The sequence below is a fragment of the Leptolyngbya sp. FACHB-541 genome, from assembly GCF_014695875.1.
In the GTDB taxonomy this organism is placed as follows: Bacteria; Cyanobacteriota; Cyanobacteriia; order Elainellales; family Elainellaceae; genus JAAUTN01.
Genome location: NZ_JACJPC010000115.1, coordinates 87,805 through 113,717, shown reverse-complemented (window position 1 = coordinate 113,717; position 25,913 = coordinate 87,805). Strand labels below are relative to the sequence as shown.

At 49.3% G+C, this 25,913-nt stretch carries 25 protein-coding genes; 12 read left to right on the top strand and 13 right to left on the bottom strand.

What is annotated here, in order from left to right:
• The first annotated feature begins 249 nt into the window (after positions 1–249).
• Positions 250–2,586, top strand: a complete 2,337-nt coding sequence (locus H6G00_RS25390) for a CHASE4 domain-containing protein (RefSeq protein ID WP_190798857.1) — start codon at positions 250–252, stop codon at positions 2,584–2,586.
• Here H6G00_RS25390 and H6G00_RS25385 read toward each other — a convergent pair.
• Complete coding sequence (locus H6G00_RS25385; RefSeq protein WP_190798856.1) at positions 2,569–3,831, bottom strand: HD domain-containing protein; 1,263 nt, start codon at positions 3,829–3,831, stop codon at positions 2,569–2,571. The genes H6G00_RS25390 and H6G00_RS25385 overlap by 18 nt on opposite strands.
• Positions 3,821–5,056, bottom strand: a complete 1,236-nt coding sequence (ctpA, locus tag H6G00_RS25380) for a carboxyl-terminal processing protease CtpA (RefSeq protein ID WP_190798855.1) — start codon at positions 5,054–5,056, stop codon at positions 3,821–3,823. The genes H6G00_RS25385 and ctpA overlap by 11 nt, the downstream gene beginning before the upstream one ends.
• 253 nt (positions 5,057–5,309) lie before the next feature.
• On the opposite strand from ctpA, the gene petB reads away from it, so the two are divergent.
• The 6 genes from petB to H6G00_RS25350 all read left to right on the top strand — a co-directional run bounded on the left by petB (position 5,310) and on the right by H6G00_RS25350 (position 10,273).
• Complete coding sequence (gene petB, locus H6G00_RS25375; protein ID WP_190643624.1) at positions 5,310–5,978, top strand: cytochrome b6; 669 nt, start codon at positions 5,310–5,312, stop codon at positions 5,976–5,978.
• A gap of 149 nt (positions 5,979–6,127) precedes the next feature.
• Positions 6,128–6,610, top strand: coding sequence for a cytochrome b6-f complex subunit IV (petD, locus tag H6G00_RS25370; protein ID WP_190643625.1), 483 nt, complete (start codon positions 6,128–6,130; stop codon positions 6,608–6,610).
• A 268-nt stretch (positions 6,611–6,878) separates the two neighbouring features.
• Complete coding sequence (locus H6G00_RS25365) at positions 6,879–7,328, top strand: anti-sigma regulatory factor (RefSeq protein ID WP_190643649.1); 450 nt, start codon at positions 6,879–6,881, stop codon at positions 7,326–7,328.
• Positions 7,329–7,533: 205 nt separating this feature from the next.
• A complete protein-coding gene (locus tag H6G00_RS25360; protein WP_190798854.1) occupies positions 7,534–8,520 on the top strand; it encodes a GDP-mannose 4,6-dehydratase in 987 nt (328 codons plus the stop codon).
• A 29-nt stretch (positions 8,521–8,549) separates the two neighbouring features.
• Positions 8,550–9,734, top strand: a complete 1,185-nt coding sequence (locus H6G00_RS25355; protein WP_190798853.1) for a glycosyltransferase — start codon at positions 8,550–8,552, stop codon at positions 9,732–9,734.
• A gap of 158 nt (positions 9,735–9,892) precedes the next feature.
• Positions 9,893–10,273 carry a hypothetical protein gene (locus tag H6G00_RS25350; RefSeq protein ID WP_190643628.1) on the top strand — a complete coding sequence of 127 codons (381 nt, stop codon included), beginning with the start codon at positions 9,893–9,895 and terminating at the stop codon, positions 10,271–10,273.
• A 121-nt stretch (positions 10,274–10,394) separates the two neighbouring features.
• On the opposite strand, the gene H6G00_RS25345 is transcribed toward H6G00_RS25350, so the two are convergent.
• Both H6G00_RS25345 and psb28 read right to left on the bottom strand, forming a co-directional pair.
• Positions 10,395–11,321 carry a TIGR01777 family oxidoreductase gene (locus H6G00_RS25345; protein WP_190798852.1) on the bottom strand — a complete coding sequence of 309 codons (927 nt, stop codon included), beginning with the start codon at positions 11,319–11,321 and terminating at the stop codon, positions 10,395–10,397.
• Positions 11,321–11,689: a photosystem II reaction center protein Psb28 gene (gene psb28 / locus H6G00_RS25340; RefSeq protein ID WP_190798851.1), complete on the bottom strand. Its 369-nt coding sequence runs from the start codon at positions 11,687–11,689 to the stop codon at positions 11,321–11,323. Before psb28 ends, H6G00_RS25345 begins: the two co-directional genes overlap by 1 nt.
• A gap of 134 nt (positions 11,690–11,823) precedes the next feature.
• Between psb28 and H6G00_RS25335 the strand changes: the two genes are divergently transcribed.
• Positions 11,824–12,549, top strand: a complete 726-nt coding sequence (locus H6G00_RS25335; protein ID WP_190798850.1) for a diacylglycerol/polyprenol kinase family protein — start codon at positions 11,824–11,826, stop codon at positions 12,547–12,549.
• 86 nt (positions 12,550–12,635) lie between these two features.
• Here H6G00_RS25335 and H6G00_RS25330 read toward each other — a convergent pair whose 3' ends face one another.
• The 3 genes from H6G00_RS25330 to H6G00_RS25320 form a co-directional block, all read right to left on the bottom strand.
• On the bottom strand, positions 12,636–13,238 hold the full coding sequence (locus H6G00_RS25330; RefSeq protein WP_190643632.1) for a sulfite oxidase-like oxidoreductase: 603 nt from the start codon (positions 13,236–13,238) through the stop codon (positions 12,636–12,638).
• 322 nt (positions 13,239–13,560) lie between these two features.
• Positions 13,561–13,734 (bottom strand): 50S ribosomal protein L32, encoded by a 174-nt coding sequence (locus H6G00_RS25325; RefSeq protein WP_190643633.1) that lies wholly within the window; start codon positions 13,732–13,734, stop codon positions 13,561–13,563.
• A 52-nt stretch (positions 13,735–13,786) separates the two neighbouring features.
• Positions 13,787–14,695: a hypothetical protein gene (locus tag H6G00_RS25320; protein WP_190798849.1), complete on the bottom strand. Its 909-nt coding sequence runs from the start codon at positions 14,693–14,695 to the stop codon at positions 13,787–13,789.
• A 443-nt stretch (positions 14,696–15,138) separates the two neighbouring features.
• On the opposite strand from H6G00_RS25320, the gene H6G00_RS25315 reads away from it, so the two are divergent.
• A complete protein-coding gene (locus tag H6G00_RS25315; RefSeq protein ID WP_190798848.1) occupies positions 15,139–17,241 on the top strand; it encodes a caspase family protein in 2,103 nt (700 codons plus the stop codon).
• Positions 17,242–17,417: 176 nt separating this feature from the next.
• Here H6G00_RS25315 and H6G00_RS25310 read toward each other — a convergent pair whose 3' ends face one another.
• The 6 genes from H6G00_RS25310 to H6G00_RS25285 all read right to left on the bottom strand — a co-directional run bounded on the left by H6G00_RS25310 (position 17,418) and on the right by H6G00_RS25285 (position 21,540).
• The gene (locus H6G00_RS25310; protein WP_190798847.1) at positions 17,418–17,867 is read right to left on the bottom strand and encodes a hypothetical protein; all 450 of its coding nucleotides are present in this window, start codon (positions 17,865–17,867) and stop codon (positions 17,418–17,420) included.
• A gap of 381 nt (positions 17,868–18,248) precedes the next feature.
• Positions 18,249–19,382 (bottom strand): hypothetical protein, encoded by a 1,134-nt coding sequence (locus H6G00_RS25305; protein ID WP_190798846.1) that lies wholly within the window; start codon positions 19,380–19,382, stop codon positions 18,249–18,251.
• 356 nt (positions 19,383–19,738) lie between these two features.
• Complete coding sequence (locus H6G00_RS25300; RefSeq protein ID WP_190798845.1) at positions 19,739–19,987, bottom strand: hypothetical protein; 249 nt, start codon at positions 19,985–19,987, stop codon at positions 19,739–19,741.
• A 184-nt stretch (positions 19,988–20,171) separates the two neighbouring features.
• On the bottom strand, positions 20,172–20,363 hold the full coding sequence (locus H6G00_RS25295; RefSeq protein ID WP_190643641.1) for a hypothetical protein: 192 nt from the start codon (positions 20,361–20,363) through the stop codon (positions 20,172–20,174).
• Positions 20,364–20,628: 265 nt separating this feature from the next.
• Positions 20,629–21,060 carry a tetratricopeptide repeat protein gene (locus tag H6G00_RS25290; protein WP_190643642.1) on the bottom strand — a complete coding sequence of 144 codons (432 nt, stop codon included), beginning with the start codon at positions 21,058–21,060 and terminating at the stop codon, positions 20,629–20,631.
• Between the two features lie 126 nt (positions 21,061–21,186).
• A complete protein-coding gene (locus tag H6G00_RS25285; protein WP_190643643.1) occupies positions 21,187–21,540 on the bottom strand; it encodes an iron-sulfur cluster assembly accessory protein in 354 nt (117 codons plus the stop codon).
• A gap of 341 nt (positions 21,541–21,881) precedes the next feature.
• On the opposite strand from H6G00_RS25285, the gene H6G00_RS25280 reads away from it, so the two are divergent.
• The 3 genes from H6G00_RS25280 (at position 21,882) to trpE (ending at position 25,838) form a co-directional block, all read left to right on the top strand.
• Complete coding sequence (locus tag H6G00_RS25280) at positions 21,882–23,525, top strand: hypothetical protein (protein WP_190798844.1); 1,644 nt, start codon at positions 21,882–21,884, stop codon at positions 23,523–23,525.
• Positions 23,526–23,741: 216 nt separating this feature from the next.
• On the top strand, positions 23,742–24,170 hold the full coding sequence (locus tag H6G00_RS25275) for a photosystem I reaction center subunit II PsaD (RefSeq protein ID WP_190643645.1): 429 nt from the start codon (positions 23,742–23,744) through the stop codon (positions 24,168–24,170).
• Between the two features lie 132 nt (positions 24,171–24,302).
• Complete coding sequence (gene trpE, locus H6G00_RS25270) at positions 24,303–25,838, top strand: anthranilate synthase component I (protein ID WP_190798843.1); 1,536 nt, start codon at positions 24,303–24,305, stop codon at positions 25,836–25,838.
• The last annotated feature ends 75 nt before the right edge of the window (positions 25,839–25,913 follow it).

The window sequence follows — 25,913 nt, the reverse complement described above, 5'->3', positions numbered from 1 at the left end:
GATCACGACATTTCCAGCACATATACGGAGTCTTTGCTGAACAGACGTAGTAGGATCTACGTAGTAAGCAGAATAGGTAAATAGTAAAGTTATTTTCAATAGCATGACTGACTGATTGAAGGGCGCATCTCTCCGGTAACGTAAAACGCAAGAGAGTAGTAGATAGGGTGGGTTGTCTTTGGTAGATCGCTGGCTCCACCTCTGCTGACTGAAACGAATCGTTTCTAACCCTTCACTTTATAAAATGCTGTGTACTTAGGCAGTTCTTCATTTAAACCAACCCCAAAACGCAATCGCTTTAAGTTTAAGCAAGCGACTCAGCGCACGCACCTACCGCTGGTGATTGCAATGACGCTATTGAGTGCAGCAGGTACGATGTTCTCTGTTTCATCTGCAATTTTGTTGCACGGCTTCGAACGCGTAGAAGCTCAGGCAATGCATCAAAACCTGGAGCGAGCTTTAGATGCGCTGAAGCAGGATTTTGAAATCCTTGGTACTACTGTACGAGACTACGCGGTTTGGGATGATACTTACGCGTTCATCACTAATAGAGATTCAGATTATGTCAAGCTAAATCTCAATCAAGCGATGTGGGAAAGCTTTAACCTTCATCTCATTTTGATGGCGCGTCCTTCGGAGCAAGTTGTCTTCAGTCAAAGGCGTGATCCAATTAGCTCTGACATCACTTCTGTTTCTCAGGCTGTGCAAGATGCCGTTGTAGACAGCGGCATTCTTCATCATGCTGATGGCAAACCACATTCTGGCATTGTGCTGTTGCCAGATGGTCCAATGCTGATAGCGGCCCATTCGGTGCTGACTAGCAATCTGGAAGGACCAAGTCGCGGCACTCTGGTGATGGGGCGCTACTTAGATGCGGCTGAGGTATCACGTTTGTCTGAGCTGACACGCGTTTCGCTCGACCTGCGTCAGATCGCTGGATCACTACCCCCTGATTTTGAGGCTGCTCGTACCGCTTTATTCAATGGGCAATCCAACTGGATACAGCCTTTAGACTCCGATGCGATCGCAGGTTACGTTCTAATCGAAGACATCCAGGAGCAGCCCACCTTGCTGCTGCGGGCAGATATGCCCAGAGTTATTTATCAACAGGGGGCGCTGAGCTTGCGCTATTTAGGATTGTCGCTGCTCAGTTTGGGGACGCTGTTTGGGCTGGTAATCTGGCTGCTGTGGCGTAGACTGACCGCTAATATTATTGAGCGCGATCGCATAGAGCAAGCGCTGCTTCAAGAAGAGCGGTTTCGCAAGGTGTTTGAAGATGCGCCGATTGGGATGGCGATCGCTAACATCAGCAGCGGTCAAATCATGAAAGTCAACCATGCGTTGTGTGAAATGCTGGGCTACACCAGTGCCAAGCTAGAAGCAAAGACAGTGCAAGAAATCACCCACTCGGATGACTGGAACCAGAACTGCCACCTGTTCGAACAACTGATAGCGGGAGCGATCGCCAATTACCAAACTGAAAAGCGCTACCTCAAGCAAAATCAGGAAACCCTCTGGGTAAATCTCACCGCAACGCTCATCCACAGCCCTCAGGGAAGTGGGTGCTACATCCTGGGAATGTTTGAGAATGTCACTGAACGCAAGCAAACGGAAGCGATTTTGCGTCAATCTGAGGCAAAGTACCGCAACCAAGCTGAACAACTAAAAAGCACCCTGGCTGAACTGCAGCAGACTCAGGCACAGCTTGTGCAGAGCGAAAAGATATCTAGCCTGAGCCAGCTTGTCGCTGGAATTGCCCACGAAATCAATAATCCCGTTAACTTCATCTCTGGCAATTTGACTCATGCTGATAGTCACATCCAGGACTTGCTGAATCTGATTCGGCTCTACCAAAAACACTATCCTCAACCGTCAGCCGAAATCTTGGCAAAGACGGAGTCCGCCGACCTGGATTTTTTGTTGGAAGACCTGCCAAAGCTGTTCTCGTCGATGAAAGTTGGCTCGGAACGAATTCACCAGTTGATCTTGTCACTTTGCAATTTCTCCCGTCTGAATGAGGCAGACCTCAAGGCGGTCAACATTCACGCAGGCATCGAGAGTACGCTGATGCTGTTGGAAAACCGGCTCCAAGCTAATGATCTGCATCCAGCGATTCAGGTTGTCAAAGATTATGGCGACCTGCCGCTAGTAGAGTGCTATGCCAAGCAGCTCAATCAGGTTTTTATGAACATCCTGCTGAATGCAATCGAAGCGCTAGAACGAAAATGGAATGTTTCAGAAGAATGGCATCTGAGGGAAGGTCAGCTAGGCGAATGGCAGTCTCCTAAGATTTGGATTCAAACCTTACTGAAAGGCGATCACGCAATTGTGCAAATTTCAGACAACGGAACGGGTTTTTCAGAGCAGGTTAAAGCGCGACTGTTTGATCCGTTTTTTACCACCAAGGCGATCGGTGAAGGCACAGGACTGGGGCTATCAGTAAGCTATCAAGTCATTGTCGGTAATCATCAGGGGCAGATGCAGTGCCGCTCTACCCCTGGTCAGGGGGCTGAGTTTACGATTCAGATTCCTCTGCAAAGGCAGTTGCCTCAGTGCCGTACCAGCCTCTTAAGTCGTTATAAGTAATGCTGGGTCAAGCTCGCGCGGGTAGAGTAGCCAGGTTCTTTGCCAGGGCTGAATCAGTGTTTTCACTAAGGGTGACTGATCGCTGATTTCTTGCAATCCGGTTTCTGTTGCTAGCTTAATGCCACGTTGATAAAGCGTATAGCCGTGACTCAGAGCCGTGTGAAGCCCTGCATAGTACTGGGGTTGAGAAAGGGGTGGAATGCTTGTCTTTGCTAGCCAATTCTGCACCCGTTGCAACAGTTGAGTCTGCTGTGCGATTCCCAAATGCGTGATATCCAAAGTTTTTAGTAAATCCCGATCTAAGAAGCGGCGGCACAAGTCTGCCAAAACTGGATCTGCATGGCCCTGCCAGCGATGCAGATGATAGGCAAACACACCATCATCAGCATCTAGATACTGCGTCAGGGACAGTTGGTCGCAGTCCTCCTGAAGCCATGCCGTGACGACTTCATCTGCCTGTAAGTTACCCAGGTTTAGCTGTTCTCGTGCTCGTTTGAAGGCGTGTTCTAACACCCAGACCGCAGCAACGTTTTTGGGATGGTTGTAAACCTGAGCGTACATAAAGTAGCGCACAATCAGGTAATGCTCGATCGCCGCCATACCTTTCCGTGCAACCACAAGCTGCTGGCTCACGGGGTCGTAGCTCATTGCCATTAGGATGCGATCGAGGTCTAGCTTGCCATAGTTGGCTCCAGTAAAGTAGCTGTCGCGCATTAAATAATCCAGGCGATCGCAATCTAACTGGCTAGAAACCAACTGCCACACCAACGGCACGGGATGCTGTTTCTGGTAAACCTGCTGAAGCTGGTTCAATAAGTTAGGCTCAAACTCATCTAACAACTGCCTCACAGGAGCAGATTCCCGCAAGATTCGCCCTGTCCAGTGCTCGTGGTGACAGCCAAAGATATCTTCGCAGGTGTGGCTGAACGGCCCATGCCCTACGTCATGCAGTAGGGCTGCACAAAGTACGGTTGCTCGGTAAGGTTTGAGCAGCGGGTAGTGATGAGCAATGCGGTCAAAGGCGCGACGGGCGATCGCCATCACGCCTAAAGAATGGGTAAACCGTGACCCTTCTGCCCCGTGAAAGGTGAGGCTGGCTGGACCAAGCTGCCGAATTCGGCGCAGCCGTTGAAATGCTGGAGTGTCGATCAGCCGAATCAGCAGCGCCTCAACTGGGTCACTCTGATCAAGGGCGATCGCCCCATGTAAGGGATCGTGATAGGTTCGCCCCACGTTAGGCTGCACCTGCAACCACCGTTTGCTGAGTCAACACGTCCACCGCAGCTTGATACTGGCGATCGGCAGCCGTACCTACCTGGTCACGAGTAATTGGGTCGAGGGAAACAACCAAATCCGGCACGATGCCTTGACGATTAATGTCATGGTGATTTGGAGTCTCATATTTGGCGATCGTCACTGCTAGGCCGGAACCATCCGATAGGTTAAACAGCGATTGAATCAGCCCTTTGCCAAAGGTTTTTTCGCCGACCAGCAAAGCCCGTCCGTTGTCCTGCAATGCGCCTGCCAAAATCTCGCTGGCGCTAGCTGTTCCCTGGTTGACTAGAACGACCAGTGGGTCATCGGTAATTGCCTGCCCAGTCGCGTCGAAACTGTCTTGAATTCCCTGACGGTTGACCGTGTACACAACAGTTCCCTGCTCTAGCCAGAGTCGAGCGATTTCGATGCCTGCCTGCAACAGCCCACCCGGATTGTTGCGTAAATCTAGAATGTAGCCTTCTGCTCCTTCTGCTTCCAAGTGGCTCACTGCATGGGCAAGTTCAGCCGTTGCATTGGCATTGAATTGGTTCAGCCGAATGTAGCCGATCGCCTTTCCTTCTGATTGGGAACGCAACTCTGCATACACTGGGTTCAAACTGATGCGATCGCGTACTAGCTTTACCTCTATTGATTCAGATTCCGATCGCCCTACCTTCAGGGTGACCTCACTGCCAATCGGTCCCCGCATTCGCGCTGCCGCCTCGTCTAGCGTCAAAGTTGCAGTCGAGGACCCGTCAATTTCGAGGATGCGATCGCGAGGTTGAATTCCCGCTTGATCCGCCGGAGATCCTTCAATCGGTGCAATTACCCGTAGTTCACCAGTTTCCCCATCTTGGGCAATTTGTAAGCCTACGCCCGTCAATTCTCCAGACGTATTGGTTTGCAAGCTGCGATATTGGTCAGGCTTAAGCAACCGAGTAAACGGGTCGTTCAAACTCGCTAGCATCTGCTGAATAGCAGTATAAGTTTGCTCCCGGTTCTCTAAAGGTTGCTTCAGCGCCCGCTGCCGTACAAACCACCAGTTTTGGTGGTTAAACGTGTCATCTACGTAGGCTCGGTCTACAATCCGCCAGACCTCACTGAGCAACTTCTGCTCTTCAGTAAAAGCATTTGCGACTGGAATCCAACTGCCCAACACTATCAAAACCGACAATGCTAAAAGCAGCCCGATTCGAAAAAACTGTTTTCTCATAAAGCAGATCTTAAACTTAGGTAAAGACTTGTTGCCACAAGCTGACTGAGTCAGCGCAAATCTCGAAACGTCTGATCCCTATCCTTAAGCCTCAGCTACGAAAGTTAAAGAGAACATAGTAGCAAGATAGTAGCAAGTCTGAACCTAAAATCGCCTAACCTCTGCCCAAGAGAAGGTTTCGACCGTGAAATCTACCCAACGGCTATGTTACATTTTCTATTGACAGCAACACATTTTTTGGAACTCTTGCTTCATGTTTACTAAGCAGGTAACCGACTCGAAAGCTTACCAGTGGTTTGAGGAGCGCCTGGAAATTCAGGCACTGGCTGATGACATCAGCAGCAAATATGTCCCTCCCCACGTTAATATCTTCTATTGCCTGGGTGGAATTACCCTGACCTGTTTCCTAATCCAGTTTGCGACTGGATTTGCAATGACCTTTTATTACCGTCCGACTGTAGCAGAGGCGTTCGAGTCAGTTCAGTATTTGATGACCGACGTTAGCTTTGGTTGGCTGATTCGCTCCATTCACCGCTGGTCTGCCAGCATGATGGTGCTGATGATGATCCTGCACACCTTCCGGGTTTATCTGACGGGTGGTTTCAAGAAACCCCGTGAGTTGACTTGGGTAACCGGCGTTATTCTCGCTGTAATCACTGTCTCCTTCGGTGTAACCGGCTACTCCCTGCCCTGGGATCAAATTGGGTACTGGGCAGTCAAAATCGTCTCTGGTGTTCCCGAAGCGATTCCTGTTGTAGGTACATTGATTGCTGATATGTTACGGGGTGGCTCCAGTGTGGGACAAGCAACGCTAACCCGCTACTACAGCGCTCACACCTTTGTTTTACCCTGGCTGATTGCAGTCTTCATGCTGTTGCACTTCTTGATGATCCGCAAGCAGGGTATTTCTGGCCCCTTGTAGGTTTCAGACCTCGCAAGGTTGGCAAATTGTATCCTTGGGTGGCAGATGTTGATTCTCTGATTTCGGTAAACTAGGCTGTAATTGTTGAACGGCACTGCTTAACCTTTCTTTACTTCCTGTCTCAGACCCAAAGGAGAACACCATAGGCTATGGCAACTGTTAAAAAGCCGGATCTTAGCGATCCCGCATTGCGCGAAAAACTCAAGAAGGGCATGGGTCACAACTATTATGGTGAACCCGCTTGGCCAAACGACCTGCTCTACATCTTCCCCGTTGTAATTCTGGGAACGATTGCTTGCTGCGTCGCCCTAGCTGTCCTGGACCCAGCCCTGACTGGAGAGCCTGCTAATCCCTTCGCAACTCCTCTGGAAATTCTGCCAGAGTGGTATCTCTACCCCGTATTCCAGATTCTCCGTATTCTGCCTAACAAGCTGTTGGGTGTTGCGGCGATGGCATCTGTCCCATTGGGCATGATCCTTGTTCCTTTCGTTGAGAGTGTTAACAAGTTTCAGAATCCTTTCCGTCGTCCAATCGCGACCAGCGTGTTTCTGTTTGGTACGCTCGTCACGATTTGGCTGGGAGTGGGTGCAACTTTCCCAATTGACAAATCCCTAACTTGGGGACTGTTCTAAGAGAAAGCTGGGCTTTCCAGATTTTCTGGTTCTAAAGTTGTTTAGAATGCTCTTTTACGCCTGTGTTGGTTTATTGGGATGTGGGTGCATCTCCAGTAGGGCAACGCAGGCGTTATGCGTTTTGAACCTGCAGCTTTTAACTAAAAGATGTGTTCTAACCTGTTGACTAAGACATCATTTTATTGCTAACAATGCGGCTAAGTAGGCAACTAATCAAAAAATTGGCTACTTAAGCTCAGTGGAATTTGAGTCCTGGCTGAGTGTGGGCATGTTGCAGCACGATCATTTAATCGTTAAGAGTGATTTGAGCGTCTTGACGCACATCCAGGAGTGGTTCGACCAGTTTTGTCTGCGATATGCTGCCAAGTCGTTTTGGCTCAAAGAGCAGCATTATCCGATGAATCTGGCTTTGACTGAAGGATTTACGAATGCGGTGCGTCACGCTCATCACGAGCTTCCTTCAGAAACGACAATTGAGATCGATTTGTGTCTCTGGAATGACCGGATGGAGATTCGCATTTGGGATCAGGGCAAGCCTTTCAACCCGGATGTTTTAGAAGAGCCTGAACCTGGTACTTTGCGGCAGGGGGGCTATGGCTGGTTTTTGCTCAGGCGGTTGGCTGATTATGTAGTTTATGAGCGATCGCCAGACAATAGAAATTGCTTATTAATCGTCAAACACGCAACCAAAGAACAAACTGTGCCTGACAAGGGCTAACCAGATATAACGGGCTGATAAAGCTTTAGCGATATTTTTCTCGGTTGGATACAAAGATTCGGTTAATCCAGTAGGTTTTGGGATTGAGTTTGAGGGGGAGTTTGCTACGATTTAGCAGCTACCAGCGATCGCTTCTGCTAAAGAGATTCACCCATCTAAATCATTGCTGGTCGTGCGGGCGGCGTGATGGAGATAAAGTGAACGCATGTCGAAGACAGCTCTAATCACAGGAATCACGGGTCAAGATGGTTATTACTTGAGCCGTTTGCTTTTAAAGCACGGCTATCGTGTAGTGGGGCTAATTCCTCCGCAGCGGCAAAGTAATTTAGCTAAGTTGGGCGACCTGGCAGGGCAGGTAGAAGTGTACTCTGTTGCTTTAACTGACAGTGCAGCTCTCCTGGAAGCTGTCGAGCAGCTTCGACCCGACGAGATTTACAATTTAGCGGCTCCTAGCTTTGTCCCTGCTTCCTGGTCTGATCCGTTAGGGACGCTGGACTTGGTCACAGGCACTGCAACTCGCCTGCTGTCAGCCGTGCGACAGGTTGGCTTAGCTACGCGGTTTTACCAGGCAAGCAGTTCAGAGATGTTTGGGCAGGTTGATCAGTCGCCCCAGGACGAAAACACGCCCTTCCGTCCGATGAACCCCTATGCGGCAGCAAAGGTACACGCCCATTGGACAATGGTGCATCATCGCCAGCGATATGGTTTGTTTGCCTGTAGCGGCATTTTGTATAACCATGAGTCTCCGCTCCGTCCTCCCAATTTTGTTACGCGTAAAGTTGCTCTAGCTGTCGCATCAATCAAGTTGGGTTTAAGCGATCGCCTGGAGATGGGTAACCTACAAGCTAAGCGTGACTGGGGCTATGCCGGAGATCACGTTGAGGCAATGTGGCGGATGCTGCAAGCCAAAACACCCGAAGACTATGTGATTGGTACAGGGCAACTGCATAGCGTCGAGCAACTTGCGGCGGCGGCTTTTGCTTGTGTAGACCTAAATTGGGCAGAATATGTCAACGTCGATCCGAAGCTGATTCGTACCGACGAGCATTTTCACTTAGTCGCCAATCCTGCTAAAGCCAAACAGAACTTGAACTGGCAACCTCAAGTCAGCTTTGAGGCACTAATTCAAGAAATGGTTTTGAAGGATCTGGAGCGCCTGAAATCAGGTGCAGTTACTCCTGCTGCTCCCTAACCACTATAAGCAATTTGACGAACCCACCTGTGACTCAGCGCAACTCTCTCAAAGAACCCAGCCCTGCGATCGCTGCTGCTCCCTATCTGTTTATTTTTCTAGAAATTTTTGCGCGAGAGGGTGGCATTCAGTCTTACGTCAAGGATATCTTTCGCAGCTATTCAGAGCTAACTGACGTTCCTGAAGCTGACGTATTTCTCCTGCGAGATGGACAGGATTGCTCAAATCCTTTTGCTACGCGGTTTTTCAGGTTTAGATACCTGAGAACAAAGTCCCCGAGGTTAGGACGCATTCGGCTGGCGGTCGCCCTACTCGTTTATCTGGTGCAACACCGACCGCAGCGAGTATTTTGTGGTCATGTGAATCTAGCTCCGCTGGTGCAATGGCTGTGTCGTCCTTTGGGCATTCCCTACACGGTGCTGACCTACGGCAAAGAGGTATGGACAACCTTACCTAAGCGAGATCGTGAAGCACTGCACCATGCTGACCAGATTTGGACAATCAGTCGCTACAGCCGCGATCGCGCTTGCGAGGCAAACGGACTTAACCCAAACAAGGTGAAATTTTTACCTTGCATTGTCAATGGGGATTACTTTACACCTGGAGCTAAATCTGAAGCGCTGCTAAAGCAGTATGATTTGGTCGATCACAAGGTGCTGATGACCGTAGCGCGGCTGTGGTCTGGAGACATTTACAAAGGTGTAGATGTGACGATTCGGGCACTGCCTGCGATCGCCCAGGTTTTTCCAGAAGTCAAGTATCTAGTGATTGGACGCGGCGATGACCAACCTCGATTGGCTCAGCTAGCGAAGGATCTGGGAGTTGAAGATCAAGTTGTTTTTGCCGGATTTGTGCCAACTGAAGCATTGGTGGAGCATTATCGGCTTGCAGATGCTTATGTGATGCCGTCACAAGAAGGCTTTGGCATTGTGTATCTGGAAGCGATGGCTTGCGGTGTACCTGTGCTGTCGGGTGATGCAGATGGCTCTGCTGATCCGCTCCAGGATGGCAAACTGGGCTGGCAGGTACCCCACCGAAATCCGGAGGCAGTTGCTCATGCCTGTATTGAAATGCTCAAAGGCTGCGAACAGGTGAATGGTGAGCTCTCCGATCGCCGTTGTGATGGCGCGTGGCTAAGGGAGCAGGCGATCGCCCTGTTTGGTCGAGATGCTTTGACTCACAAACTCCATCATCTCTTGCAGTCCAGCTTTTGAGGAGTTAGCTTGACTGACAAGATTCTTCCTGTCATTGGTCAGCCAGATATCCTATCCTGAAGGAAGGTCTGGAGAGCGTTTGATTCTTGTCGAGGTTGCCACCTTGGAACGGAGCAAATGCAAAATCTAGCTAGTCTGGCTGATTGAAGGAGATTACTGTGAACCAAAACAGCTACAGAAACCTACAGCTAAACCTATCTGGCTTTAGCTTTTGGCTCACTATATTTGCAGTTGTCTGGCTATTGGGTGCAATTGGGCTGGGCTGGCTAGTCAAATCTTTTGTGATCCTGATTGGGTTGCTTTTGATTACTCCGGCGATCGCTTTCTTGGGCTTCCGCTGGTGGTTGCAGCGCAATCTAGTTGAAGACAATTGCCCGGTGTGTAGTTACAGTTTCACTGCCATCAACGGAATGCAGTTGCGTTGTCCTAACTGCAGTGAACCTCTAAAGATGGAGAAGCGGCACTTTCATCGCCTTACCCCTCCTGGCACAGTTGACGTTGAGGCGGTAGAAGTTTCTGCTAAGCAAATCGAAGATTAAGCGATCCAACAGGCGAAGGCAAATCATTTGAGCTTAGCGTAGTGGTTAAACTACAGCCATAAAAGAGAAACCCGTTTAAACGGGTTTCTCTAGTCGCGAATTTTGTTGGTCAGCAGTAGTGCTAAACCTTTTGAACAATTTCCTGTACTGCCTGTTTCACTAAAGGGTACTGATATTTGAAGCCAGAAGCCTGTGTTTGCTTGGGCAAAACCTTCTGACCTTCTAGTACCACAATGGCAGCGTCTCCCAGCAGAGCTTCTAGCGCAAAGTCAGGTACGGGGAGCCAGGAAGGACGATTTAGCACTTCCCCCAAGGTATTGCAAAGTTCAGACATGTGAACCGGGTTAGGTGCGGTGGCGTTGAATGTTCCTTCCATGTTTGGTTGAGTCAAAGCACTCAGAATGAGGTTCACCAAATCTTCTCGATGAATCCAGGAAACCCACTGGCGACCACTGCCAAGCGGACCGCCTGCAAAGAGTTGAAAGGGTGGCAGCATTTTGGCGATCGCTCCGCCCATTCCCAGCACAATGCCTGTGCGTAAAATGACTAGCCGTGTGCCACTTTCTTTCACTTTGCTAGCAGAAGCTTCCCAGGCTTGACAGACCTGCGCCAGAAAATCATCCGCTGCCGGGCTGCTCTCATCAAAGGTTGCTGTTTCGCTAGTGCCGTAGTAGCCGACTGCTGAGGAGTTGACCAGCACTGAGGGTTTAGGATTTGCTCGGGCGATCGCTTCTACAATCTTCTCAGTTCCGACCTTGCGGCTGTCGAGAATAATTTGCTTGCGCTGTAGCGTCCAGCGTCCTTCGGCGATCGGCTCTCCTGCCAAATTGACCACGCCATCACAGCCCGAAATCACGGCTTGCCACTCTCCCGACTCTAAGGGTGCGTAAGCAAACACTTCCACATTTGGAAATGCTGTAGCGGGAAAGACTTGCTTGCCTCGCTCGAGACTGCGGGTCAGCACTACAACTGTGTGTCCTTCGGCGTTGAGTCGCTCTACCAATCGAGTGCCGACAAATCCGGTTGCACCCGTCACTGCTACTTTCATTAAACTTCCCCATAAACCATACCGTTTGCCTCTGCGTAGCGGTGCATAAAGCGCATAAACCGCTCCCAGTGGTCTTCTCGATCGATCTCAAACTTGCACTCTAACCGCTTTAAATCATCCCCTTCTGGTCCGCCAAAAATAAACTGTACAGAGGACGGTTCTATGTTAATTTCGCCTTCCTCATCGGTTAAGCGAACAGAGTTTGTGAACCTTTTGGTGTAGCTCCTGAATCTTTCCAGTGATTTCAGTTCTTGAAACACCAGCAGCACACTGCGAATGCCAGAAGTGCGGTTTTTTCGGAGGCTGACATCACTAAGTGTTTCAGGAACGCCTTCAAAAAACTGGATAGAGGGAGTTTGGGCAGACATAAAATTAAACAAAGCTTAAGAATCAGTATAACGGAGGCTGAGAGGGAATAACTCTGGATTGAGAATGACCCGCATCACGCCAAATCCATTAAAGTGAAAAACAGCAATCTTTTCTTGTTCTAACGCTTCAGCTTTTGGTGAGTTCAACTTCCTGGTTAGAATCTGCGCCAGCTCTCTGGCTGCAACTACTGATCGTCGCAGTCTGGTTAGGGGTTGTTTTGCTGTTGGCAGAAGCCCTAAATCGCTCAAGATGGGCAGAGCCAGAGGCAGTCCGAAAGGTCATTCACATCGGCACGGGCAATGTTATTCTGCTGGCTTGGTGGCTCCAAATTCCAGCATGGGTAGGAATTGCTGCGTCGATATTGTTCAGTGCAGTGACGCTCCTCTCCTACCGAGTTTCTCTCCTGCCCAGCCTTAACAGCGTTGGGCGTAAAAGTTTGGGAACGTTCTTCTATGCAGTTAGCATTGGCGTTCTGATTGCCGTTTTTTGGCAGCAGCAACCCCAGTATGCAGTGATAGGCATTCTGGTCATGACCTGGGGAGATGGACTGGCAGCACTGGTGGGGCAACGCTGGGGACAGCATCGCTACAAACTGTGGGGAATTGAAAAAAGCTGGGAGGGGTCGCTGACGATGGCGATCGCCAGCTATCTCGTCAGTAGCTTAATTTTGCTCAGTGTTCAAGGAAATGTCTGGCAAACCTGGCTAATTGCAGGGGCGATCGCCCTTACCGCGACAGGCTTAGAAGCTTTCTCCAAATTTGGCATTGATAACCTGACTGTCCCCGTTGGCAGCGCCATTTTGGCATTTGCCTTAAGTCAAGCTCTCCCAGATAACCTGCTCCTACTCCTTTCCCATTAAAAGATTCAGGGGTGTATTCCTGAATCTTTTAGTACCTGATCTTTAAACAGGAAGAGAGTAAAACTACTGTCCTGGTGCATTCAGAACTAAGAGAATCGCCCACTGTAGCGCTCTTCGGCCCAGGGTTCACCTCGGCGATGGTAGCCATTTCGCTCCCAAAATCCCAGTTCTTCGTGATCAAGAAACTCTAAGCCATTGATCCACTTGGCGCTCTTCCAGGCATATAGGTGAGGCACCACCAGCCGCATCGGCCCGCCGTGGTCTGGGGGAAGTGGTTCACCGAAAAGCGTGTGAGCAAAGAAATTTTCTTCTCGCAGAAAATCGTCAAGGGCAATGTTGGTGGTGTATCCGCCGTAGCAGTGCTCCAGGATGTGGGCAGCTTTGGGGTCAACTTCTATATGCTTGATAAAATCTGTTACTTTTACTCCAGTCCACTGCACGTCTAGCTTTGACCAGGTGGTGACGCAGTGAAAGTCAGCCGTGAAGTCACTTTGAGGCATCTGCATGAAGTCTGACCAGCTAAATGTAACCGGTTTAGCTAGTCCCCAAACCTTAAACTGCCAATCTTCAGAATTGACGGTCGGGGTTTGTCCGTAGGTCAGCACGGGAAACCCTTTGGTCAGGTGTTGTCCTGGAGGTACGCGATCTTGTAGCTCGGGACCTGGCTTTTGAAAAAATTTTCCCAGCATAGTGGTTTAGAGTAGCGGCATATAGGGATGGTAGGCAATCATTCCATCTTCTATCTAACTGTGTAGCAAAATTAGCCGCTGAAGTTACCCTCTGAAGAATTTGTCCAACTTTTATAGGACTTTCTTCTATGGGACTTTGATCTATTGAGCGATCGCTCAACTCACCGTACTCAATACCCAGTTCCTAAAAATCAAAAGGTTTGCCCTGTGCAGTGCGCGGGACAAACCTTCTAGGTAGTTTTATGTGCAGCAGCTCTTTAAGCGGCAATAGCTTTATTGAACTGCCTTTAGAAGTTAAGCCAACAGCAATAATTGCCGTCGCTTATTCTTCCTCTTCTTCTTCTTTTTCGGGATAGACAAAGCTAGCAGAGCGCCCAGTCAGGATTGACTTACCGAGCGAGAGAGCTTTTTGAGCTTGCAACGTTGCTTTGCGCTTCCAGGTCGCTTTGCGCTTGTCTCGCTTAGACTTGGACGTTTTCTTCTTAGGCTGAGCCATGACCGTGATTGCTGAAATTTTACAACCTTTCGATTATAGTCTGTTTTTCACGCTATTTTCCAACCCCTGAACGAGGTACCCCAATTGGTCCAGGATCGTAAACCTCGGGTACCCCGACGGGCCCAGGTGAAGGAACGCTTCCAGGAGTATCTACTTCAGTTTGAGGAGCTTCATTCGTAGTGTTTTGATCGCCAACGCTGGGATCTCCTATTTCAGGTTGCTGAATATCGTTTTGAGTTGGGGGAGCGGTGTCGCTGGTGTCTTCTCCAACGCTGGGATCTCCAAGAGCAGGCTGCTGGGAATTGCCTGTATTGCTCTCAGATTGTCCTGCGGGTTGTTGATTGAGTGTGTTGCTGGGTTGAGTGCCTGGGGTACCTGGAGCCTGCTGAGGCTCACCCGGAGTGATATTGCCTGGAGGTGTCTGTGAAGAAGTTCCTGAAGTGGGTTGAGTCGTAGGACTAACCTGAGCATTAGGTGGAATGACAATCGTTGTCGCAGGAGTAGTTGCGGGAGTTTGAGCGGTTGGCTCGGGTGTTGTTGGGTTGTTGGGGTCTGCTGTGGGTTGGGTTGGTACCGCTGGGGTGGGCTGTGCAGCGGTAGCAGGAGCAAGGCTCTCGAAGCCTAGTAGGGTTCTGGCATCGCTGTAGTAGGTTGCCCATTGCTGAGGGTCTGGGCGACTACGCCAATTATCGCGGTTGACTTCTAGGGACAGAAGGGGAGCTACTAAACCAGCACTTTCACCTAGAACCGTGACGGCTACACCACTCGTTGCGCTGCTTGCAAAGTTTTGCTGCGCAGTTGCTCTAGCAGCGGCTTCTGCCCGGTTGATCAGTGTTTCAAAACTTTCGTTAGGTTGGCGCTGGAGGGAAACGCTAACTTGATTGGTTTGAGCGTGGACAGCTTGGGGGGCGATCGCTTCCACTAGCAAGACTCCACTGGACAACCCTAAAACAGTTGCCATAACAGGGGCGATTGCCCTTCCTAAACCCAAGCAAAAGCAGGATTTAACTTGAACATTCCCTTGTATGGAAACAGACTTCAAGAATTCCACAGTAGATTCCTCCAAAGCTGAAAAGTCATGGCAAGCTCTCTCGGGACAGGTCTAATTTGGCGTTGCCATATATGCAGAAGATAACGATATGAGAATGCTCAGTCATGCTCCCTAAAGAAGATTCTTGACTTTAGTGAACTGCGAAAGTTTATATTCAGATCTAGTTAAAATCAATCATCACTAACTTGAGGTGGCAACCAGACTCAGAGCAATAGTGAACGGCACGACTTCTAATCCTCTTCTGATTTTTTGGCTCAGACCTTGCCTCAAAATCAGGTAGATTTTTGCCGATAAACCACTTATTTGTGTTATCTTCTGGGCACCCTATTTAGTACTTATTTGGGGCATCTGTAATGACAAGTTACTGGGCGATCGCAATTGGCATCAATCAGTATAAGTTCTTCCAACCGCTAATTTATGCCCAGCGCGACGCACGGGCAATGCGCGACTTTTGGGTAGGTGAAGCAGGTTTTGCTCCTGATCAGTGTTTGATGCTGATTGACTCCGACGCGAAGGTGGAGCGGGGTGCAATTTATCCCAATCGAGAGAATGTTCGCGACTACGTCACTCAACTGTGTCAGGAGCAATTGCCAGCAGGTGGCTTCCTCTGGTGCTTTTTCAGCGGCTACGGGATGCAGTTTGAAGGGCAAGACTATCTGATGCCGATTGATGGCGATCCGGAGCAGGTAGCCACTACAGGAATTGCCGTTGAGGAAGTGTTTAAGCTGCTAAAAGCAGCACCAACTGACAAAATTTTGCTAACGCTAGACATGAATCGCAGCAAAAATGCTCTGGCGGGCGAAGGCATTGGTGAGCAAACTATTGCACTGGCAGACACTTACGGCATCGCAACGCTGTTGTCTTGTCAACCCGAGCAGACTTCCCATGAAACGCTGGCTCTGCGTCAAGGACTATTCACAGCAGCGCTATTAGAAGGATTGCGCTATCGCGGCTGCATCACGTCTGACTCACTGGCTCATTATTTGAGCGATCGCCTGCCTGCCCTAAGTGACTACCATTGGCGACCCAAACAGCAGCCCTTAGCCATCATTCCGGTTGAGCAAAGACATCAGCTGATTTTGCCGCAGCAGGCGATCGCCAAAGTTGGAGCAGATTACAGCCCTGATTTTGTAGCAAGCGATTTACCAACCACTTCATCGATTAGCCCTTCTCAAAGCCTAATTGTTCATCCAACACAGCCTTCTGTTGCAGATGATCTTGATCCGGTTTTGACATCCGAAACCCTCAACGGCAACGCTGAAACGCTCAATGGCAAAGGAACAAATAGCCCTGCTTCAGTTACTTCAGTCGATGTAGCCTATGAAGACGTTGAGTCTGAGTCAGACGATGTGTTTTGGCAAAGAGTGCAGCTGTGGGGCAGTGTGGCAGTGCTGTTGCTATTTTTGGGCGTCCTGCTGAGCAACTGGGCCGCCTTGCGAAATTCATTTTTCCCTGCTCCGGAGGTGGCTTCTGAAGATTCCGACGGATCTGACGGAATTGAAGCTGCCACTTCAAGTGTTAATTCCAGCCCTGCTGACCCAGAAACATCCTCTCCGCCAGCACCTGCTCCTTCCCCTGATGCTTCGTCAGAGGGAGCAAGTTCGTTTATGGCTGCGCCAGAGTCTCCTGATGCTGAAGCGTTACCGAACTCAGAACAACCCTCTCCTACTGCTGAGAATGGGGAAGGACAGTCTACACCCCCTGCAACGATAGGCAATGCTCGTGCTGCTCTGCAAAATCAGCGCCAGGAGGAAGCGATCGCCCTGCTTGACCAGATCCCAACCGAACAGCGCACAGAAGACTACACTCAACTGCGAACTGAAGCAGAACAGGCACTAAACCAGGCCCGCCAGCGAAATCAAGCGGTTTTGAACAATGCGAGAGCCGTGTTAAGCCGCTCTAGAGCGCTGAATGCAACCAATCAGGCTTCTGATTTTAGTCAGGCGATCATTATTGCCCGTCAGGTTCGACCCGGACAACCCTTGTATCAACAAGCCCAGCAGAGTATTGCAACTTGGAGCCAAGTCATTCTAGACCTGGCTGAAGGAAGAGCCGGACAGGGAAATTTGAATTCTGCGATCGCTGCTGCCCGTTTGGTTCCGTCTAGTAGCCCAGAAGTTTACTCAGCCGCGCAACAATCAATTGCCCGATGGCAGCAGCAGCAAGCCAACCAGGAAACTTTGCAGCAGGCACGAAGCTTAATTCGACGCAACCAGGCTTCTTCTTACAATCGGGCGATTACCATTGCGCGTCAAATTCCCGCCAACCAGCCTTTGCATAATGAGGCACAGCAGTTGATCGGTGAATGGAGCCAAGCAATTCTCGATTTGGCTCGTTCTCGTGCAGAGCGGGGTCGGTTAAACAGTGCGGTACAGACAGCTGCATTGGTTCCTGCTAATACGCCTGCTCATACTGCGGCTCAAGAGGCGATCGCTTCTTGGAGAAGTCAGCTTTGATACTCTCACAACCTTCTACGCTCTACTCGTCATAACCCTGCCGGGGAATTACTTCGCTGGCTTTAGCGACATTCAACCCCTTCGGGAAAAGTTTTTCCTGATTCTTCAGCAAGTCTGACCTTATTTTTGGAAGGCACGGTTGAAGGAAGAGGGCAGACTACGCAACTTGACCTGACTTAAAGCGAAGCAATAATGGCATTTTTTATGGAATTAATATAGGCATCTATTTGTTGAATTGCCTGTGTATTGCTATTTGCTCCAATATCCTCAACGCCATCACCAACACTCTTACCGACGCCTGCTGCACCAATACCTGACACAAGTGTAATTGCACCAGCGATTGCAGTAGGCGGAAATAGCATCAAAGCAGCGCCTGTTACCATAGCTGCCATCCCAGCGCCGCTAGCAGCTAATTTGGTAATTTCTCCTCCTGCTTGAGTGTTGTTCATGACTTTCTGGTATTGAACTTTTTTAGCTTCAAGTTTCCGAACAGCCAGCTTCGCCTCTTCCACTGTCATATCAATTCTCTGCCATACCACTGGAGTAGACTCTGGACGCTCTCCAACTTTTACACGATGTTGTTCAATCGGTTGATTTACAAGTTCAATAACATCTTTAAGATTCATGTGGTAATTCCTTTCGTGGTGCAGTTAACTCAAGTTTTCCCACAAGTTCATCGTTGTGTGGCTTCGACTTGAACTGGTAATCAACTACAGACGATTCCTTAATCACACCTACCAAAAAACAATACTTACTTCAATCGGAGAAGTAATGCTTAATAGATTGAATTGAAGGAGGAAATGGGAAGTCACTCCTAATCTGGGATATGTCGGATGAATTGACGTTCCGCATGGTACCCATCAGGTTGTGGTCGCACCGTAGATTTCCCACAACATTCTGATTGACAAAGGACAAATAGTCACCTTAACAACTCCACGTTCCAAAAGATCGAGGGGAAGCATAGCAGCACTACACTTCCGCCTCGATCTTTTAAACTTTTTGTACCCTCAATCCTGAGTCAGTGTGATTTCGGTAGGTCGGCTTGTCTCATTATTGAGGCTAGCCGCAGCACGAACGGTGTAGCGGGTTCCGGGGACAGGAATGCGAGGTCCGGGAACCTCTACTTCAAAGCGTCCATTTCGGTCAGCGGTAACTTCTTCGTCAAGCAGAGTTTGTCCGCCCAGGTTAACGACACCCAGCACCGAGACTCTGGACGTGACCCGCACATCGACAGTGGCATTGGGGCGAGTTTGACCCACCAGTGTGAAACCGCTGCCGCTGACTTCACCCCCATTACGGTGACTGGTAAAGCTGGGTTGAAGCTGCTGGGTTGTGCTGCCCGTGTTGCCTCCAGTGTTACCTCCGGTGTTACCTCCAGTGTTGCCCGATCCAGTGTTGCCTCCGGTATTACCTCCAGTGTTGCCCGTTGAGCCACTGCTGTCTGGTACTACAGCCGTTCCGCCAGCATTGGGGTTAAATACGACGGGTTGAGAGGCAGCTCCAAAGGTGGTTTGGTTTTGGCGACGCAGGCGACCGACGACAATTCCTTCATTCAGGCGATCGCTCGACTGTATGTTCAGCGTTGCTACATACACGCCAGAGGAAACTTCCTGAGCCTGTAGCTCTCGCACAGTGCGTCCATCTTGAATCAACAAAACTGCAGCCTGTGAACCGGGCGTGCCATTAATGGTTGCCAAAAATGTGGTGCCTGGGCCAAGTGGGTTACTGGCAGCATTGTGCGTAACTGAGCTAACCTGCACCGCAGCTTGAGGTTGCTGCACGGTGAATGCCCAGTTGACACTACGCTGTTCACCGTTGGCGTTACGGTAGTCAATTTGCACTCGTGATTGACCCGGAGGCAAAGGTTGAGTAGGACGGTAGCTAAAGAAGTTCCGCGTCACCGTACTGCGATTGGTGACATCCTGTCCATTGACGAGAATTCGCACAGAGTTGAGGTCAACCGCGGGCGTGTTGCTCGTGTCAAATTGACCAGAGATGGAAGTGTCAGGCGGCACGTTTTGACTATTCACATCGGGGCTGACATCGACAACCCGTTGCGCCAGGGCAGCTTGCTGAGGTGAAGCGATCGGAGAAATCAGCAAACCTGAAACCGCTAGCAGCGTTAAAAGACTTTTCTTCATAAGAAAACTGAACCTGAATAAAAACCAGGTGAAAACGGTGGTTAGTACTGTAGAATTCCCGACTTAAATGGAAGTTCCACAAATGGAGAAGTATCAAAAACTACGGTAAATGCGAGTCGTCCTCAGGACGATCAGCCATAAACCGTATCACAGGCTGCTAAATGCACAACACTACCAAAGTGGGTATAAAAACTTTTCCTTAAAGGAAATCTGAGAAATAGCGAACGTCCTCTTGAGGAGCCTAGTATCCTGCCGATGAACCCTCGCACGTTCTAGAAGTTCTGACCTGAACGCTACGCCCTACAGGTTTTTGGATCGCAGATCAAACTTCACAAACATTCTTTGAGGCAAATCGGTCAGTTAGATTGGGAATCCAAACGTTTGTTGACCCAACTGATTACACCGCTGAGGACTGCACCTCCCATTAAGATTCCGATTGAAGGTGTAAAGACAGGTTCCCACAGTTTGTACCAAAGCTCTAACCCAAGAGGGATGTTTAAAGAGCGTCCTAGAACAGCGATCGCTAGCCAAAAAAAGCTAAACAAAACTAAAAAAATGTTTAGCATTAAAGCCTGATTTAGCCAGTTTAAAAGTTTGTCTTTCATCAAATCTGTGAATAATTTGAGCTTAAAGATGAGTAGACCGAGTGTAAAGAGTTCGTTGCTTAAAAGTGAAAAACAATGCCAGTCATCAGATTAGCAAAAAAATATGGCTGCACTCTCTGAGAAGAACAGCCACATTAGTAGAAGCAGAAAACAAAAGTACTCATGAAAGCTTGTAAAAGCCTGCTTAGACTAATTCGTTAGATTCTTCTGAAAGCTGCAGATTATCTGGATCTACATAATGGCAAGTTGCATCGTCAATGCAAATCAACGCCCAACCTGATTGATCAATGCCCATGAACTTGTAAGACGCTTCTTGAACAAAAAATCCTTTGTGATTACGAGTATCCGGCTTCACTTCAACGTTGTGAGTGACCATAGTTAACAACTCCTTGAATTTTTTAAAAGCTCTGATGCAACGAATAGCGATAAGAACAGCTCATCGTTTACTTCATCGAATCTTATCATTAGATTTTCAGATCTATCATTAAATTATTTTGAGCTTAAGATTACAATCTCGAAATAACAGAAATGCTGTGCTTCGACAGCTAAAACGCCGACCAACTCTGAGGTTAATCGGCGTTTTTAGGTCGCATCAAGGACATTGCCTTACTTTTGCAACAGGCTACTTGTGAAAGCTTGGACTAGCTGCCAAACAGCCATTCCTTAACTCGGTTCAGGCTTTTCCAGTCTGGTTTTCTGCTTAACCCTTCTTCAACATTCTGTTTAACTTCGTCGCGCAGTTCGGGTACAGCCATGATCAGTTGTTCAGCCACTTCTACGTGCTGTCGAACTCCTTTTTGAGCTGTTTCCAGCATGGCGATCGCCAAATTAACTCGCGCCTGCGGATCTTGAGGATTCAGCTTAACTGCCTTTTGAGCAGCTTTGTAAGCCTGTGTCGGCTTGCTGTCCAGCAAATACAGCCAGGCTAGACACGTCCAGGCAGGACTACTCTTAGGGGCGCGATCGCACACCTCTTTAAAGACCGGAATCAACGTTGCAGGAGGGTCGCCTGCGTGATACCGCTCAATGCCTTGATCGAACAACGTTTCAACTGTAACCTCAACCTCAGTCATACAGCGTCCCAATTTAACTCTTTAAACTTAAACGCTACAGCAATTCTGGGTAGTTTATGAAAGCACCCGCCCTCAGGGCGGGTGCTTTCATAAACACCCTCTCAAAAATTAAATCAGCCACACATGTCAAGAAAAGGACTTGCCGCAGCCGCAGGTCTGATTAGCGTTGGGGTTAGTGAACTGGAAGCCGCCACCGATCATTGCGTCGCTGTAGTCTAAAACCAAACCATAGAGATAAAGCATACTTTTAGGGTCACAGACTACTTTGAACCCTTCGTAGTCGTACACTTCATCACTTTCTCTAATATTGCTAGCGTCTTCAAAGTCCATCATGTAAGACATTCCAGAGCAGCCTCCCTGCCTGACTCCAACTCGCAAGCAGAGATCCTTGCCTTGCCTTTCCCGTAGCATCAGGACATGGTTTAGGGCTGTCTCAGTCATCTGAATGCCCCGTTGTTGAGACTGGGTTGCTTGTGTCATGGGTATTAGAGACTCCTTAGTGCTATCAAACGTGCCCTGTCAAAGTTTTCAATCCTGCGAATTGACCGTGCAGAGTCAGGTTGAATTACTTTATGTTCCTGCATCTATTATCCTGATCGTAGCGGATTTGAGGCAATCTTTGGCTGGTGCGGTGGTCTTGAGGTCAACTCCCTCTATCAGATGCGCTGATAAAAGAGGTTAGAGAAGGTCATTCAATGTTTAAGATGAATGTCTATGCCCTCACGTCCTGGGTTTGCTAAGCCCACTTAAGACTGATTCTTGCTTTCAGGCTTAGCGTTTCATCTAAACCCACACTAATCACTCAATCAATTGGTTGGTCTATGACTGCTCTCAATCGCTCTACCCGCCGCCGCCTCCAGCAGCTACGTCAGCTTCCTAGCGTGTGGGAGGGCGATCGCCGCGCTATTTCCCCCCGGGTAGCAGCCAGTATCGAGCCAGATGCAAATATGCGAGGAGAATGCATTCTCTGGGTAGATGGCAGTGAGGCAATGGTGAGAGCAATGGATGTGGTGCCTGCTGAAACTGGCCCAGAAGCGATTGTGCGAACGCTGATCCGGGCAATGGAGACCCCTCATGCTTCGATCAGTCCGGGTCGTCCCCAAAAGATCGTCGTATGCAATCGCGAAATTCAGTTTTTTTTGCGGGGAGTGCTGCAAGACTTAGGCATCACCATTGACTATGTGCAAACCCTGCCGCTAATTGATGAAATCTTTCGGGGGCTGCAAGAAATCGCTACGTCCAGACAACCGCAGCTTCCGCCGGAGCAGGCAGAAACGTTAATGGAGGCAGCGCTTGCTATCTGGAACGATGCCCCTTGGGAGGCACTAGATGAGGAAAAAATTCTCTCCATTGAGTTGAACTATGGCGATGTCGGAACGCTGTATGTTTCCATATTGGGGATGCTGGGAGTCGAATATGGCATTCTGATGTATCGCTCTCTGGATTCGCTGAAGCATTTTCGGCAGCAGGTGCTCCTTGCCAATGATTCCCCCAAGCGCATGGAGGAAGCATTTTTGGAGCAGGACTGTTTCTTTGTGACGTTTGATCAGCTTGAGGATTCAGAAGGGTTTGAAGAGGCTGACGAAGAAATGGATGGCGCGTTTGTCGAAATGGGCATTCGTCCATCGTTCGGCAACTTGCATCCTTTGGAGGGGCTACGCCCTTCTCTGTATGAAGAAGAAGCGATCGCCGTCTTAGTTGCGCTGACCGCGCTGCATCGATTTCTTCAGCAGCACCAAAAGACGCTCAACACAGGAGAGTTTCCCGCTCTTTCTAGCCGTTATCGCGTTCCTGATTCTGCTCATTCCAAGACCAAAGTGTCAGTCACCGTCGCCACGATGCCTGATTTGGCAGAAGAACTGTTTCAGATGTCTACTGACTCTGACTTTGACGACCTGTATGAGGTTTTGCAAAATCAAGCTCCTGTCCTGCGCGACGACCTGATTCCGTCAGATGCCTTCTTCAGCCTGGGGGCAATGTCTTGGGAAGTGGTGGAGTATCTGCGCCTGGGAGCCAAGCATCATCAGCCTGCTGAGGAGGAGTTTCCCACCAAGTCCGATGGGTTCCCGGTAATTTTGATTCAAACGTCTCGTCCCAAGGCGATCGCCCTGATTGAACAACTGCAAGCAGCAGGCGGCTTAGAGTCTATTTGCTTTAACCCTGGGAAAGATCCACTGGCAGACAAGTCTTACGATTTAGGCATCCTCAAAACCCAAAATGGTGAAATGCATCTGTTTGGTGAATTTGAGGAAGATGACCCCGTTCACATCGCAGCCCGCAAAAAATGGGATCAGCGCTGCAAAAAAACCAAGGGATTCTGTGGTTTGGTGATTGCCAGAGGGCTAAAAGGGGCATCTAGAGGCAAGCCTGAGTTCAAAGATATGATGGCGCTGTTTGAAACGCGATCGCTCTCTCCTAAAGAGTTAGGACTGGGGACGTTGGAAATGATGCCGCAGTTGGAGTGAGTTAGAAGTTAAGAGTTACGAACTTTGGGTCATGAGTTTTGAGTTGGGGCACAAATTCCCACCTCTTGGGGTTCGGCATAAATTCAAACTTCATGACTCTTCATAACTTATAACCCATCACTCATAATTCATAACTTCTGTAACAGTTCCTCAAGAAGTCGAGATTTGGGTGAACTCGCGGTGATACGATGCCAAAAAATGTTCAGAGACAAATTCATGGCAGAAACTCTTACTGGACAAACTCCCCTGTTTGGCGGCAGCACAGGTGGCTTGCTGACCAAAGCTGAAGTAGAAGAAAAATATGCAATTACCTGGACTAGCCCTAAGGCGCAGGTATTTGAAATGCCAACTGGTGGCGCTGCAACGATGCAGGAGGGAGATAACCTGCTGTATCTAGCTCGTAAAGAGTATTGCATCGCTCTAGGAGCGCAGCTTCGCAATAAGTTCAAGCCCAAAATCGATAACTACAAGATCTACCGCATTTTCCCAAGCGGTGAGATTCAGTATCTGCATCCTAAGGATGGCGTTTTCCCTGAGAAGGTGAACCCCGGTCGTCCTTACGTCGGCAAGAACGACCGCAACATTGGCAGCAACCCAGAGCCTGCCTCAATCAAATTTAGCGGCAACAAAACCTACGAGGTCTAGTACACGTAGCGTCTTGCTAGTCTTTGGCTGTGGACTTGATCAATAGCTTCTTGGTTGGGGCAGGGTAAAACCTGCCCCTTTGTTTTGTTGCGATAGGATATCCAAATCAGCTCAAATCGCCAGTAGGGACGCATGATTTTTCCTGATTTTGCTCAATTTTCTGAACTCGCACAGCAAGGTAATTTTGTTCCGGTTTACCAGGAGTGGGTTGCTGATTTAGAAACTCCGGTATCTGCGTGGTACAAGGTCTGTGCAGGACAGCCCTACAGCTTTTTGCTGGAGTCAGTTGAGGGTGGGGAAAAACTGGCTCGATACAGCCTTCTGGGTTGTGATCCGCTGTGGATTTTGGAGACCAGAGGCAATCAGACAATTCAAACTCATCGGGGGGGCGATCGCCATACCTTCGAGGGCGACCCTTTTGCAACCCTTGCCCAGTGCCTTGAACCTTACCACCCTGTTAACTTGCCTCAACTGCCCCCCGGAATTGGCGGATTACTTGGCTTTTGGGGCTACGAACTGATCAATTGGATTGAGCCACGAGTACCCGTCTACCCGGTTGAGGAGACTGACTTGCCGGATGGACTGTGGATGCAGATTGACCATCTGCTGATTTTTGACCAGGTGCAGCGCAAAATTTGGGCGATCACCTATGCTGACCTACGCGACCCGCAAACCGATTTGCAGCAAGCTTACCAGCAAGCCTGCAACCGAGTAACACAGCTTGTTGACAAGCTTCAGTTGCCGTTATCTCATCAAGACACCATTCTGGAATGGACACCGCCCAGTGATGCAGATCGTCCGCAGCTTGACTACGCCAGCAATGTTTCAAAGGCTGAATTTTGCGCCAACGTGGAAAAAGCCAAGGCACATATTCAGGCAGGCGACATTTTTCAGGTGGTAATTTCGCAGCGGCTTTCGACGCAGTTTAGGGGCGATCCGTTTGCGCTGTATCGCTCTTTGCGGTTGATCAATCCGTCGCCTTACATGGCGTATTTTCACTTCCACGACTGGCAGATTATTGGCTCTAGCCCTGAAGTCATGGTCAAGGTAGAGCGATCGCCCCAGCCTGACCAGCCCATGATCGCGACCCTGCGTCCGATCGCCGGAACCCGTCCTCGCGGCAAAACTCCTGAAGAAGATGCAGCTCTGGCTCAGGACTTGCTGCAAGACCCTAAAGAAGTTGCTGAACACGTCATGCTGGTAGACCTGGGGCGAAATGACCTAGGGCGAGTTTGCGCCAGCGGCACGGTAACAGTTGATGAGCTGATGGTAATCGAGCGCTATTCTCACGTCATGCACATTGTCAGCAACGTGATTGGTGAACTAGCACCCGGTAAAACAGCTTGGGATTTGCTCAAAGCCTGCTTCCCGGCAGGGACAGTCAGCGGCGCACCCAAAATTCGGGCAATGGAAATCATCCATGACCTGGAATCGTGTCGGCGTGGTCCTTACTCAGGAGTCTATGGTTACTACGACTTTGAGGGAAATTTGAATACGGCGATCGCCATTCGCACAATGGTGGTTCGTAGCCAGTCCGACGGCACCCATATGGTCAGCGTTCAGGCAGGCGCAGGATTGGTTGCTGACTCCGAACCGGAAAAAGAGTATGAAGAAACCCTGAATAAAGCAAGAGGAATGTTGGAAGCAATTCGCTGTTTGAGACTGTAGTCGTAAAGTTTTCTTTAATATTCTTTAACTGAGGAACAAGCTATTCAGTAGCTTTCGTCACACCACTCGACTAGG

Bases quoted from the DNA above. Each gene is read 5' to 3' on its own strand.
- ctpA (WP_190798855.1), bottom strand. From the start codon at position 5,056: ATGAGAAAACAGTTTTTTCGAATCGGGCTGCTTTTAGCATTGTCGGTT.
- petB (WP_190643624.1), top strand. From the start codon at position 5,310: ATGTTTACTAAGCAGGTAACCGACTCGAAAGCTTACCAGTGGTTTGAG.
- petD (WP_190643625.1), top strand. From the start codon at position 6,128: ATGGCAACTGTTAAAAAGCCGGATCTTAGCGATCCCGCATTGCGCGAA.
- H6G00_RS25365 (WP_190643649.1), top strand. From the start codon at position 6,879: ATGTTGCAGCACGATCATTTAATCGTTAAGAGTGATTTGAGCGTCTTG.
- H6G00_RS25360 (WP_190798854.1), top strand. From the start codon at position 7,534: ATGTCGAAGACAGCTCTAATCACAGGAATCACGGGTCAAGATGGTTAT.
- H6G00_RS25345 (WP_190798852.1), bottom strand. From the start codon at position 11,321: ATGAAAGTAGCAGTGACGGGTGCAACCGGATTTGTCGGCACTCGATTG.
- psb28 (WP_190798851.1), bottom strand. From the start codon at position 11,689: ATGTCTGCCCAAACTCCCTCTATCCAGTTTTTTGAAGGCGTTCCTGAA.
- H6G00_RS25330 (WP_190643632.1), bottom strand. From the start codon at position 13,238: ATGCTGGGAAAATTTTTTCAAAAGCCAGGTCCCGAGCTACAAGATCGC.
- H6G00_RS25325 (WP_190643633.1), bottom strand. From the start codon at position 13,734: ATGGCTCAGCCTAAGAAGAAAACGTCCAAGTCTAAGCGAGACAAGCGC.
- H6G00_RS25320 (WP_190798849.1), bottom strand. From the start codon at position 14,695: ATGGCAACTGTTTTAGGGTTGTCCAGTGGAGTCTTGCTAGTGGAAGCG.
- H6G00_RS25315 (WP_190798848.1), top strand. From the start codon at position 15,139: ATGACAAGTTACTGGGCGATCGCAATTGGCATCAATCAGTATAAGTTC.
- H6G00_RS25310 (WP_190798847.1), bottom strand. From the start codon at position 17,867: ATGAATCTTAAAGATGTTATTGAACTTGTAAATCAACCGATTGAACAA.
- H6G00_RS25305 (WP_190798846.1), bottom strand. From the start codon at position 19,382: ATGAAGAAAAGTCTTTTAACGCTGCTAGCGGTTTCAGGTTTGCTGATT.
- H6G00_RS25300 (WP_190798845.1), bottom strand. From the start codon at position 19,987: ATGAAAGACAAACTTTTAAACTGGCTAAATCAGGCTTTAATGCTAAAC.
- H6G00_RS25295 (WP_190643641.1), bottom strand. From the start codon at position 20,363: ATGGTCACTCACAACGTTGAAGTGAAGCCGGATACTCGTAATCACAAA.
- H6G00_RS25290 (WP_190643642.1), bottom strand. From the start codon at position 21,060: ATGACTGAGGTTGAGGTTACAGTTGAAACGTTGTTCGATCAAGGCATT.
- H6G00_RS25285 (WP_190643643.1), bottom strand. From the start codon at position 21,540: ATGACACAAGCAACCCAGTCTCAACAACGGGGCATTCAGATGACTGAG.
- H6G00_RS25280 (WP_190798844.1), top strand. From the start codon at position 21,882: ATGACTGCTCTCAATCGCTCTACCCGCCGCCGCCTCCAGCAGCTACGT.
- H6G00_RS25275 (WP_190643645.1), top strand. From the start codon at position 23,742: ATGGCAGAAACTCTTACTGGACAAACTCCCCTGTTTGGCGGCAGCACA.
- trpE (WP_190798843.1), top strand. From the start codon at position 24,303: ATGATTTTTCCTGATTTTGCTCAATTTTCTGAACTCGCACAGCAAGGT.